Raw genomic sequence first — 13,023 nt, 5'->3', positions numbered from 1 at the left:
GATGTCATCATGGCAATTATTCACTGGTTATTGAATGCTGGTCCAACGGTATTCTTACCAATTCTATTATTTGTTTTCGCATTAATTTTAAAGATTAAACCCGGACGCGCTTTCAAGGCTGCCGTTACGGTTGGTATCGGATTTATTGGTCTAAACTTGGTTATCGGTTTACTTACTGATAGTCTTGGACCTGCAGCTCAAGCAATGGTTAAAAACTTCCACATGAGTTTGAACACTATCGATGTTGGTTGGCCTGCCGCTTCAGCTATTTCTTACGGAACTACTTTAGGTAGTTTAGCAATTCCAATCGGTGTTGCACTTAACGTTGTATTATTAGTATTTGGATTAACAAAAACTCTAGACGTCGATTTGTGGAACTACTGGCATATTGCTTTCACTGGCTCACTAGTTTATGCCGCAACAAACAATTTTGCTCTTGGTTTAGCTACTATGGTTGTTCATGCAATGTGGATTTACTTCTTAGCTGACTTGGCTGCCCCAACAATCCAAAAGCATTACGGATTGGCTGGTATTTCATTCCCACAAGGTGCTTCGGCCCCTGGATTCGTTCTGGCATTGCCTATCAATTGGTTACTAGATCGTATTCCTGGCGTTAAAGATATCCATTGGACACCAGAAACTATCCAAAAGAGACTTGGTATCTTTGGTGATTCAGCTATCATGGGTCTAATCATTGGTATCGTTATTGGTGCTTTGGCACAATATAGTGGTACAAAAATTCTTAACTTAGGTATGTCTACAGCCGCAGTGCTAATTTTAATGCCTAAAATGGTTGCTTTATTGATGGAAGGTTTACAACCAATCTCTGAAGCCGCTAATACATTAGTTCAAAAGAAATTCCCAGGACGTAGTTTATACATTGGTATGGATTCAGCTCTAGCTGTTGGTCAAGAAGCTGTTCTATCCGCATCGCTTGTATTAGTTCCACTTTCATTACTAATCGCTGTTATTTTACCTGGAAACAAAGTTCTTCCTTTCGGTGATTTGGCAACAATTCCATTCATGGTTGCCGTTATGGCCGCTGTCTTTGGTGGTAATGTATTCAGAATCGTTATCGGTGGTATTATCGATATCGCTATTTCACTATTGATTGCTTCATGGGCTGCTCCAATGCTTACAATCACTGCAAAATCCGCTCACTTTGCTATGAAGGGTGCAACATCTATCTCAATCTTGTCAGATGGTGGTACTTGGACAACATTAATGATCGTCGGACTTGGCAAATTAATGACTTGGACAGGTATAATAGGACTAGGTATTATCGTTCTTGCCTTAATGATCTGGTTAAATAGATTTCACGACAAGAAAGTCGCCGCAGAAAATAAATAAAAAGAGGTTTTAAAACATGGCAAAATCATTAATGGTTGTTTGTGGTACAGGTATCGCTACATCAACAGTCGCTACAGGAAAAATCAAATCATATCTTGAAGAACAAGGTCTTGGATCAGATGTTCATCTTCTTCAATCAAAAATTGCTGATGAAGTAAGTGCTATTGGAAACGGTGAATATGACATCGTCGTTTCAACAACAATGGTTCCTAGTTCAATTCAAGATAAAGTCATTAACGGTGTTCCATTACTTACAGGCATCGGTGCTGATAAAGTTCTTGAAGAAATTAAAGAACAAGTTGAAGCTTAATTTAATTTTTAAAAAGTTCAGAAACAGCCGTTTCTGAACTTTTTTGTTATATCCAATTACAAAAATTTTAAGCAATCTTTAAAAATATTTTGTATAATTAAGATTCGAATACGCCGAAGCAAACTGTGACCTTTTTGTGAATTTTTACCAAATGTCTTCATATAGCCGAAAGTGTCTTGTATACTTATTTTGTCAACATAATGGAGGAATGCAAAAATGTTTTGTCCAAATTGTGGCCATAAAGTCGATCCCAATCAGAAATTTTGTGATAATTGCGGCTATGCCCTAAAGAAAAAACCAATCGAAACAAGTAATACTGAAACAAATGAGACAAAAGATAATGATACAATTCGTTCTTTGTCCGAAATTGAAAAAGAATTAAATCAAGAAGACCCTAACGCTCATAAAGAAGAAAAGCCGGTCTTAGAACAAGCTCCTGCTCAAAAACGAGAATTTGATCATAATAAAGTTGATCATTCAGAAAAAGAACCAGAAGTAAAAACTTTTAATCAATCTAATCGTTCGTCATTTCAAAAAAATAATAATGGCAAAGAGGAACCATTAGATGATCGGACTCAAGTTTATAACAAGAATGACTTCAATCCGATTTCACAAAAACCTTATGAACAAAAACATCAACATAAGCTTGATGATACTTTTGATGATCCAATCAAAGAACCACTTGGTGACCCATTCAAACCCACTCAAAGTGAGATTAGAGCTGCAAAAGCCAAAGCTGTTGCTGAACAAGTTGACCCTAATGATGGCTTTATTCACAATATGATCAAATTTGCTAAAAATAATGCTTTCATCAGTATTTTGGCAGTCATTATTGTAGCCGTACTATTGGTCTTCAAACGTAATTACGGTTTCATTGCTCTAGCCATTGTAATCATTTTGTGGTTCTTACTTTCACAATTAGGTCATGGTAACGAAACAGGTGCCAATAAAGCATTAAAACGTGAGACTTCGTTAAAGAAACCTGAACATGAAGATACTGGTTCTGAAAATCATTACGAATCTGAAAGAAAAGAACCTCGTAATCATAAAGCAACTGCTCAAGAACGACTCAAGCCTAATCACAAGACAACTGCCCAAAAAGTAATCATCTTTTCATCAATTGTTGGATTCATTGCTTCTATCGGTGGTCCTTTCTTGAACGGTGTTTCATTAACAAGTACAATTTCAACTGCTGCTAACTATACCGCTAATATGGGAGCACAATCAGTCTGGATCACTAACGGATTTTCCGCTATTCGTTTGATTTGTTTCCTATCACCAATCATTGCTTTAATAGCTGCCTGTTTTAGAGCTCGAGGAACTATCCGTTTGGTTAGAATCTTCACTGTTCTACCTACGATTTTGTACGCTGCACTTTACGGTTCACTCTATGCCGGTCTAGTTAACTCAACTGCCATTACAGGTCAAGTTGCTGTGACGACCAATGGTTCATTCGGTACTAGTTTCTACGTCTTATTAGTGACTTCTATCGTCTCAATGCTTATGGCATACTCATTGCGTCCAAAAGTAAGATAGAATTATTAAATATCAATAAAATTTAAATATCTTTAAATTATAAAAACCGCAAAATGATTTGCGGTTTTTTTATTTTTAAATATAAAAATTTTTAATCACATTTTAGAGCAAAAAATTTGAAATAATTGCCAAAACGTCTTTTAAAAAACTCTCAGGTTATATACAATACAAGTGGCACATAATAACGGGGAGATAATTCTAATGGTTTTAAAATATATGGGGATAAAATTAATATTCGTTTTAATCATGATTCTAACGATTTTTTTTGTCATGCCCTCTACTAGTCATATCGCCGTTGCAGATTCAAATGAAACAGTGATTCATCCTAAATTTCCTGCCGACCCGGATCCAAAAACCTTTTGGGGAGCAGTAATTACGACTGGTTATACCACTCAACCGGCTAAAGTCAGCCATGTTACTGTCGGTGATCCTTTGACATTGGAAACCCAAGTAAAATGGCCTATCTGGGAGCCCTCGCGTATAATTGGCTATTATTGGTGGCGTTCTTTTGATGGAAATAACTGGGAAAGAATGAACACGGTGTCCCTTACAAACAAAGGTAGTAAAAACTTAAAAGTGGATACTAGTAAGCCCGGTGTTACCTATTATTTTCTAAGAACGCGTTTTATAACTACTACATATACTTCTAAAGTTAGTACAGTATATGTTTCTGAAAAACCAATCGACGCTTCATCTATTAATGTCACAACTGATTTAAATTATTTATTTAACATTAATAGTGATTTATTAAATAAAGACACTATGGCTCATGCCGAACTCCAACCTGATGATTCAAATTCAAAAATTCATTGGTCATCAAGCGATGAAAGTTTAGCTACAGTTCAACCGGACGAATTAATCACAGCCAACGGAAACGGAAAATCTGGCATTGTAACAATTACCGGTACCGCTGAAAATAAAAATGGCCCTTCAATTTCCGGTTCCAAAGAAATTCTTATCGGCGGCGGCTTAACTAATCAAACTGTTAATTCAGGAAAAAAAGCTACCTTTACACTTCAAGGTGGAAATGACGAACAACGTGACAATGATTACGCATTCACAGTTGATTGGTATAAACAGTTACCGAACCAAAAACCAACATTAGTTGAACATCAAAAAGATCCTGCAAGGATTGAATATACTACACCTATTACCTCTACAAAAGACGATGGTGCTCAATATTATGCTCGTATTTCTGTCGGTAAAAACAATTCTGTTACTACTGGATCAGCAAAGTTAACTGTTCTTCCACCAAATGATCCTGACGTAAATATTGAAACTTCAGTAACCAATCAATCGTTCCCTGACAAAGATGATAGCCCCACAACTATCAACAACGTTACTAACGACGATCAACTAACCTATAATTTAAATTTAACTAACAATAGTAAAAGAGCTGTTCACGACACTTATTTAGAGCTTCCGCTACCTCTTGGAACTGAAATCAATTCAATCACTGTCGATGGTGAAGAATTATTTGAACTGGATTATTATCAGAGTGATACGGATAAAAAAAGTATCCTACATATCGATTTGGACGGACTGGACCAAAACCAATCTAAAAGTTTAAAAATTGATACATTAACTCACGATATTACTAGTAAGGAATCTTTCCTCTCGACTCCTGAATACTACGGTTTAGATCCCGATGGCGATAAATACACTAGTTACGGCCCTGAGTTGAATATCAACTACATTACCAACAAATTAACAGCCCAATTCAAAGACATCAGTTTTGAACCAATCTCCTTGTATGACGGGCATTCCATCAAACATCGAACCGAGGAAACAAACGACCCTAATCCGGTTATCAAAGTTGATGATCAGCGTCGCCAAAAAATGGCTATGAGATTATTTTTAACACAATTGACACCTTTCACTTCTGATACGAATGTCATTTTACCGGCTAGTTTAAGATTGTATAATGGCTCAACCTTTAAAAATCCTTTATATCAGAAAACTCTAGTTTCCCAATCACACAATGGCAATATCTTTAATTCGATAATCTGGCATAAAGACAACGGATTATTGCTGCATCTCGATAAAAAATCCTTTGTCTCTGGAAAATATTCCTCTAAACTCAGTTGGACCTTTGAACAGAGTATCTAATTTTGACAATAAGTATGATATACGGTTCATATCTTGGAATATCGATACTGGTGTTTATACTTGAAAGTAAGAGGAACAGTAGACAGAAGGTGGTGTCTCTCTTCTTCGAAGACTCACTTTGTGAGCTTACACATACCAAAATGTCACCGATTGATCAATCGTAGTCGCGGTATTTGTAATGAACGGGATAGTTACAAAAAAACGGGTTGAAATGGAGATGATACAAAATCAATTTAATTAAAGATTTTGTTGTATCAGCAAATGATATTAGATAAATCATGTGTTCTAAGTAAGTTCTTGTCCCTTCTAAGAACTGAAACTGTCATTTATTATTACGATGAATCCTCCGAAAAAAGAAATTTGTCTAGACAAAAAGGCCCCGAAAAAGTTTCCGATACCAACTTTTTCGAGGCTATTTGTTTGTTCAAATTTTTAATCTTCTAAAAATAACATTCTGTCTGCGATGTTGGTGATAATGCCATCAACACCCCAGTTCAACAATTTTTGGGCACGATTAATGTCATCAACTGTCCATGCATTGATCTCATAACCGTAATCCTTCATTTGCTTAACTTTTTCTTCAGTTAAACCAGCACCTTCGGGATGAACGATTTTAGCATGACAAGCTTGCATAACTAAATTCCAATCATCACCTAAAGTAGCCCGACTGAACAAAACAGCATACTTCAAATCAGGTCTAACTTTATACATTTTTTCCAACATGATGGGATTGAAACTAGAAATGATCAATTCCACATGTTCATCCAATCGATCTAAGGCTTTGGCAAATTCTTCCACCAAGCGGTCAGCTAAGTAATTAGCATTGTCCCCGACAACACCTTTTAATTCGATATTGGCATTAATTTTATGAATATTAAGAAAATCAATTAGTTGATCTAAAGTAGGTACCTTCTCACCACGGAATTTTTCCGCGAACCAGTAACCAGCATCAGCTTTTTCAACAGTGTCACTATCAACGGTCTCGATTGAACCAGATTGATTAGTTGTTCTGTTTAACTTATCGTCATGAATGACAAAAACCTTTTCATCCTTAGTAATACTCAAGTCAGTTTCGATCCATTTAACATCACGATTAACCACTTCATTGAATGAAGCCATGGTATTTTCAGGTGCTAATGTTGGTATTCCTCTATGAGCAACAATTTTTTTATTCATCTTAATCCTCCTGATAAATAGAGTATACAACAGTTATGCAAGGGACTAAAAAGCCGAGGTGTCTATGTGGTAGACCTCGGTTTTTTGGTTTTGGGTTTTTTTTTGATATTAGATAGAATTAGTTCTTTTGTTTTTTAACCATGGTTCTATGCGGAATAGCTAAAACGCGTTCCGCAGGCCAGGACTTGGACATATAGCTACGCTTCCCAAATCATCCGCAAAGTGCGCGGATAATTCGTGAAGCTAGGCTATCTGCCAAGTCCTAAGCGGGCCTGCTCCACGCTCTAATCTATGCTTGGTAACGTGAAACTCCGTCTAAGTATGTTTCTTCCAAACTCATATCGTCATCTAATACGATAAAGTCAGCATCTCTACCTTCAGCAATTACACCACATTTGTCGCCGATCTTTGAACTTGTTGCAGCTGTGTATGTTGCCATTTCGATAGCTTCTTCATCAGTTGCAATGTTCCAGTCAACAACGTTCTTGATAGCATCCTTAAGAAGTAAGATTGAACCGGCTAAGTTGTGTGTTTCATCAGTTAATCTGGCTGTTCCGTCTTTAACGATAACTGGTAATTCACCTAGGACATAATTACCTTCTGGCATCAATCCGGCACGCATACAATCTGTAATCAAGGCAACGTGTTCTGCGCCTTTCTTTTCGATAACTACTCTAGCAGCAAATGGATTTACGTGGTGTCCATCACAAATCAATTCGTCGTCAACTAATTTCATTGAAAGAGCTGCGCCGACCATTCCTGGTAATCTGTGGTTTAAGCCGCTCATACCGTTATATGTATGTGTGAATCCTGTAGCGCCTGCTTCAACACAAGCCTTTGCTTGTTCAAAAGTAGCATCACTGTGACCAAGGTAAACAGCAACATCATCTGAAGCAACTTCCTTAGTGAATTCTACTGAGCCTTTTCTTTCTGGGGCAATAGAAATCTTCTTGATCATACCGTGAGCAGCATCTTGCCAGTCTTTGAATTCTTCAGCATCTGGATCTCTGAAGTACTTAGGATTTTGAGCACCTTTATGCTTTTCTGTATAGAAAGGACCTTCAAAATGAATACCTTGAATCTTAGCACCAGTGGCCTTCTTATAATTGTCACCGATTGTTTGACAAATATGTTTTAGTTGGTCATGTGAAGCTGTTAATGTTGTTGGCAACCATGAAGTAACACCGGCCTTTAACAAGCCTTCTGACATTTCATTTAGTTTGTCAAAATCATCATCCATAACATCATGACCACATAGACCATGAATGTGAGTGTCAACAAGACCAGGAGCAATAAATTTGTCTGAGTAGTCGACAATCTTACCCTCTGGTTTACCCATTTCTTCCGTGTAGAAACTACCAAACTTACCGTCATCTGTAACTTCTAGATAACCACCGTTTTCAGTAGCGTTTTTCAAAAAGAACTTTTTAGCATGAATATAATATGACATTATCCAGTCTCTCCTTAATTGTTTTAACGATTTCATTATAGCATTAATTACTGGTCTATACCACATCCCAATCAACAATTAATCACCATTTTGTCATTAAAAAAACTTATTTTGGTATAAGGAATGATTAATCCCCCACAAAATAAATTTACCCTACCCTTGCACTCGCTCATAGTAACAGAAAATGACCGTGAAAAATGCTAAATAACTAAAATTTTACATTGTAAATTTTTTTAACAAAAAAACAGTTAGATCAATCGACCTAACTGTTTTTTATTATCTTTTAGTTTCGTAGTAATGCATTTTGCTCTTAATAATTCTCTCACACAAATCAGCGTAAGAAATGCCGGCAGCTTCTGCTTCTCTTGGCATCAATGACAATGGGGTCATACCTGGTAAAGTATTGGCTTCCATGACATATAATTGGCCATCACGCAACAAGAAGTCCACTCGACCATAATTGCTCATACCTAAGGCTTCAAACGTCTTCTTTGTCAAAGCTTGCATCTTAGTATGAAGTTCGTCATCCAAGTTTTCTGGTGGTGTGATGAAATGTGTCACATTGTTAGCTTGGAATTTGTGTTGGAAATCGTACCAACCAGTATCAACGGTAATTTCAACGGCTGGTAAAACTAGTCCATCAACGATAGCAACGGAAAATTCTCTACCTTTGATATATTCTTCAATTAAAACTTCACTATCAAATCTCAAAGCGTCAGCAACGTTTTCTCTTAATTCAGTTGCGTTCTCAACGATATGTGTACCAACACTTGAACCACCGTTAGATGGTTTAACAACCATTGGATAGTTGAATGGAATATCTTCTGACAAAATCTTATCAGTTTTTGTAGTTGTGAACTTAGCTGTTGGGATATTTGCTTGAACGAAGATTTCTTTTGAATACTTCTTATCCATAGCAAGACCAGAAGCTAATGTTCCACTACCAGTATACTTAATATCGAAGACATCAAAGACTGCCTGCATCTTACCATTTTCGCCATCTTCACCGTGAAGTCCCATGTAGACAATATCAGCGTGACGACAAATATTTAGAACATTCTTGCCTAGAAGACCGATAGTTCCATCGGTACGAAGTGCATTGATTTTTTCGTCAGTTAAGACTTCATCATCAATAACTAAATTTGTTTCATCTTCTGGTTCGGTTGTGAAAAGATCATCGATTTGATCTTCTGCAATATCCATACCTAAGAATGAATCAACGTAAGCTACTTCGTAACCTTTACTACGTAGTGCGTTGGTGATTTTAACTCCGGAAGATAAAGAAACATTTCTTTCTGTACTTCTTCCGCCTGAAAGAACGACAATTTTCATTGTGTTTCACCTAATCCTTTTTATTTAATTATGTACTTAAGCGTATTCCTAGAACCTACAGAATAGCACAAACCAGCATTAATTACTATTTTTTTGATGGTAATTTAGTAAGTTTTATTTGTTGGTGGTAGTGGTATGCCGTCCTCCATAGCAAAGCCGATTTTGGCTGGAACGATGTGGGCCGACTTGGAGCCAATTTCAAAACCGGAAATTGTCTTCAAGCTCGACCTTCTGCTAAATGCTAAAGCATTAAGCAGAATTTCACATCTGAGCCAAATCGGCTTTGCTATTCCGGACTGAATTTCACTTTTATGATTTATTTGCTTTCCATTCATTTAGGGATACTGATTCTATTCATATATAGTGCTTGATATTTTTATGATTAGATTACTTTCCCTATTCTGAATAGAAGTATGAGCAGCATAAAAAAAGAAGACATCACTAGTATGCAGCAATCTCCTACATCTCTAGTAATGTCTTCTATTATTTTTTATGAAATTTTACTAACGAAAGTTCAAATGATTATAATGTATCCAAACTATAAATCAGTTCAACACCTAGTTCCAAATAGATATAGTATTCCAATCAGAATTCACCAAAATATTGCATAGATCTGCATTCTAGTCTGGAGCAACAACTCGGGGAAATGCTCAGCCGTCATATTCTAGTTAGCGATTTATCGCTTACTAGAAGGCCAATCTTGAAGACAATTCCCGCTCTTGGAATTGGCTCCAAGTTGTGCCGACAGCGTTCCAGCGTTTCCCCGAGTTGTTACGGAAGACGGCATCTAACCACCATCAACCAAAGAGAATCAAAACTAATTTTCAGTTGTTTTTTCTTTAGCAAGCATTCCTTTTTCAGCAACTTTGAAGAATGGATAGTACATTGCTCCAGCTAAAACTAACTCGATGGCTGACCAAACAGCGGCACGCCAATCCCAGCCAGTAGCCATCAATGGTCCGATAATTGGTGGCATTGTCCAAGGAACCATCGCTACTGGGGCATTCATTAAACCTAAGCTGATCAAAATATAACTGCCGGTAGCTAAAATCAAGGGAATCACGATAAATGGAATCATCGTCAATGGATTCATAACGATAGGAAATCCAAAGATAACCGGTTCGTTAATTTCAAACAAGGCACCCGGAAAGGCAACTCGTCCGAGATCTCGATAGGTTTTACTCTTTGAGAACAACATTAAAACAACTAACGTAATTGTGGCCCCAGTACCACCAACGTTAACCATCAAACTAGAAAATCCAGCGGCGGTCGCATAGGGTAATGGCTGGTGATGTGCGAAGGCTGTTCCGTTTGCGGCTAGGAATTGTAGGAAAATTGGATCGGCAATTCCTTCCAAAGTCATGTCACCGTGGATACCGCAGACCCAAAGTAGGCTGACTAGGAATGTGTAGACGAGAATTCCTGGTAATGTGTTCATCGCAAATAGCAATGGATGGAAAATTGATTGAATTACTAGGTTGATATCGATATGTAGTGGCATTCTGATGAACCAGAACAATACTAAAATCACAAAACCTGGTAATAGTGAAACAAATGAGTTGGAAACAGCGGTTGGAACTCCGTTTGGCAACTTAATGACAATGTTCTTTTTGATGAAGAAGTTCAAAATTGAAACCGAAATCATTGCCGTAATAATAGCAGTAAATAACCCAGAAGATGAAAAATTATTAACATCTAATTTGAACTTATCGTTGAACGAAACAATCACAAATGCCATCGTCGAGAGTCCAGCACCAGAGATTGCATCGATGTCCAATTGTTTGGCAAGTTCATAACCAATCCCAATTGCTGCCAACAACGAAATGATTCCAAACGATCCGTTAACAGCAACCCCAATCATATTCATATATGGTTTGATGAAATTTGCCCAAGCAGTAATAGGAATATTTCCGATAATCAAGAAGACACTACCACTGATAATAGCTGGCAGAGTGAGTACTAACCCATTACGAATCGAGACAAGATATTTGTTATTTCCGACCTTTGACATTGGTGGCATGATTTTATTCTGCAACCAATCCATAAATTTTCTCAAAAGTCTTCCCCTCTTTTCTGATAAATCGATTTAATAACATGATGAGTATATTCTTGCAACCGCTTTTATTCAATAGGTATATACCAAATTTAGTAAATAATTGACGCTACGTCAACTTCTATTATTTTTTCGAATCGAATTTGATTATTATTTTAATATGAACTAGAATTTACACTTCAAATAGAATTTTTCTCATCTTCTCGAATTCTTCACACATATTTGGTTTAATTATCCTAAGGAGGAAACAACCTTGAAAAAATTAAATATCATTTTATTAGGACTAGTGTCACTCATAACTTTAGGAGTCTTTACAACTCAAACAGTTAAAGCCGACACTTTAAACGATCAACCAGTTATGACACTGGGAACATCCCTAACTTCGAGTCAAAGACAAGGAACAATCGATGCTCTATCATCACAAATCAGTGGTGACTACAAAACTATTACCGTTACAGGCGATACGTTAGTAAAATACTTGAATCCAAGTGGCAGCAGCTTTACTAGCAGTAACGGTGTTTGGTCTTCAGCCTTGATTCAAAAAACCTCATCTGGCTCAGGTATCAACGTGAAAATTGTTGATTATAATGGTAAAAACAACATCACAACTATCACCGCTGATCAATACCGTAACGCTGCCGTAACGGCTGGTATCAGTGATGCCAATATCTACGTAACATCCGCTACACCAATCGATGGATCAGGTGCTCTGGCTGGAATCTATGCCGCATACGCCGACAGTGGTGAAACTTTAAATCAAAACCAAGTTAATGCCGCTCAAAAAGAAATGAACGTGTTAAGCAATATCACCGACGCTAACAAAAACACCGATGGTTATTCCGACAAACAACTAAACAATGCCGTTGCCGGTATGAAATCAGACCTTGCTAACAAAGGTGACAACGTAACCGTTAACCAAATCACCACAATCGTTAATAACAATTTGCAAAAAAACAACTTGCAAAACATTATTAACAACAGTCAAAAACAAAAGATCATCAATTTAATGGTAGAAATCAGAGACTCAGGTGCACTAAACAATTCCAACTTTAAGGAACAAGCTAAAAAGTTAAGCAGTGACATCATGAGCAAAGCCAAAAACATCTTCGACAATCTAAACACCGAAGAAAACCGCAATTTCCTACAAAGAATCTGGGACAGCATCGTTTCATTCTTCAGTGGATTGTTCAATTAGTTCTTTTGTGAGTGAAGGTTAAGTATGCCGTCCTCCATAGCAAAGCCGATTTTGGCGGCAACACTTTGAGCTTTTGCAAAGTGCGCAAAATCTCAAAGCTTGGCCTTATTCTAAGCGCTAAAGCGCTAAGAATAATTTCACATCTGAGCCAAATCGGCTTTGCTATTCCGGACTGAATTTTCGTTCTATTAATTATTTGCTTTTCATTCATTTGAGAATAGAGATTCTATTCTGACTTAGGATTTAATATCTTAATTGGATATTGCGTTCTACTATTCAAAACTAAAAAAGTAACAACAATAAAAAATAAGAGGAACTTACTAAGTTGCAGCAAAATTACTGCATTCCTAGTAAGATCCTCTTTTATTTTCCATTAAATTTATCCAATCATAAAACGTAAGCAGTAAATAACCGACCGTATTGATTTTCTGATTTCTTTCAGAACGCAAAAACACCCGACTTTCTTTCCAGAAAGTCGAGTGCTTTTTCTTCTATAATTGTTGGTTTAGGCT

Annotated in this window: 9 protein-coding genes; 5 read left to right on the top strand and 4 right to left on the bottom strand. The window is 36.9% G+C overall.

Going from position 1 to position 13,023, the window contains the following annotated elements; all coding sequences use genetic code 11:
• The first annotated feature begins 9 nt into the window (after positions 1-9).
• The 4 genes from EGT49_RS05115 (at position 10) to EGT49_RS05100 (ending at position 5,305) form a co-directional block, all read left to right on the top strand.
• The gene (locus EGT49_RS05115) at positions 10-1,350 is read left to right on the top strand and encodes a PTS galactitol transporter subunit IIC (RefSeq protein WP_135372174.1); all 1,341 of its coding nucleotides are present in this window, start codon (positions 10-12) and stop codon (positions 1,348-1,350) included.
• Between the two features lie 16 nt (positions 1,351-1,366).
• Positions 1,367-1,660 (top strand): PTS sugar transporter subunit IIB, encoded by a 294-nt coding sequence (locus tag EGT49_RS05110; RefSeq protein WP_135372172.1) that lies wholly within the window; start codon positions 1,367-1,369, stop codon positions 1,658-1,660.
• Between the two features lie 216 nt (positions 1,661-1,876).
• On the top strand, positions 1,877-3,196 hold the full coding sequence (locus EGT49_RS05105) for a zinc ribbon domain-containing protein (protein WP_135372171.1): 1,320 nt from the start codon (positions 1,877-1,879) through the stop codon (positions 3,194-3,196).
• Positions 3,197-3,397: 201 nt separating this feature from the next.
• Entirely contained in the window at positions 3,398-5,305 is a 1,908-nt protein-coding gene (locus tag EGT49_RS05100; protein ID WP_135372169.1) for an Ig-like domain-containing protein, read from the top strand.
• A gap of 432 nt (positions 5,306-5,737) precedes the next feature.
• Here EGT49_RS05100 and EGT49_RS05095 read toward each other — a convergent pair whose 3' ends face one another.
• From EGT49_RS05095 to EGT49_RS05080, 4 genes are all read right to left on the bottom strand, one after another.
• Positions 5,738-6,481 carry a glycerophosphodiester phosphodiesterase family protein gene (locus EGT49_RS05095; RefSeq protein ID WP_135372167.1) on the bottom strand — a complete coding sequence of 248 codons (744 nt, stop codon included), beginning with the start codon at positions 6,479-6,481 and terminating at the stop codon, positions 5,738-5,740.
• 289 nt (positions 6,482-6,770) lie between these two features.
• Positions 6,771-7,931: an N-acetylglucosamine-6-phosphate deacetylase gene (gene nagA, locus EGT49_RS05090; RefSeq protein ID WP_135372165.1), complete on the bottom strand. Its 1,161-nt coding sequence runs from the start codon at positions 7,929-7,931 to the stop codon at positions 6,771-6,773.
• A 276-nt stretch (positions 7,932-8,207) separates the two neighbouring features.
• Entirely contained in the window at positions 8,208-9,263 is a 1,056-nt protein-coding gene (locus EGT49_RS05085; RefSeq protein WP_135372163.1) for a D-alanine--D-alanine ligase family protein, read from the bottom strand.
• A gap of 817 nt (positions 9,264-10,080) precedes the next feature.
• Complete coding sequence (locus EGT49_RS05080; protein WP_135372161.1) at positions 10,081-11,319, bottom strand: PTS sugar transporter subunit IIC; 1,239 nt, start codon at positions 11,317-11,319, stop codon at positions 10,081-10,083.
• Positions 11,320-11,569: 250 nt separating this feature from the next.
• On the opposite strand from EGT49_RS05080, the gene EGT49_RS05075 reads away from it, so the two are divergent.
• On the top strand, positions 11,570-12,511 hold the full coding sequence (locus tag EGT49_RS05075) for a DUF1002 domain-containing protein (protein WP_135372159.1): 942 nt from the start codon (positions 11,570-11,572) through the stop codon (positions 12,509-12,511).
• Positions 12,512-13,023: the final 512 nt, after the last annotated feature.

Origin of the sequence: Companilactobacillus suantsaicola, assembly GCF_004745525.1 — a bacterium.
GTDB lineage: Bacteria > Bacillota > Bacilli > Lactobacillales > Lactobacillaceae > Companilactobacillus > Companilactobacillus suantsaicola.
Note: the sequence above shows the minus strand (reverse complement) of the source record. Positions and strands in the feature narration are given on the sequence as shown.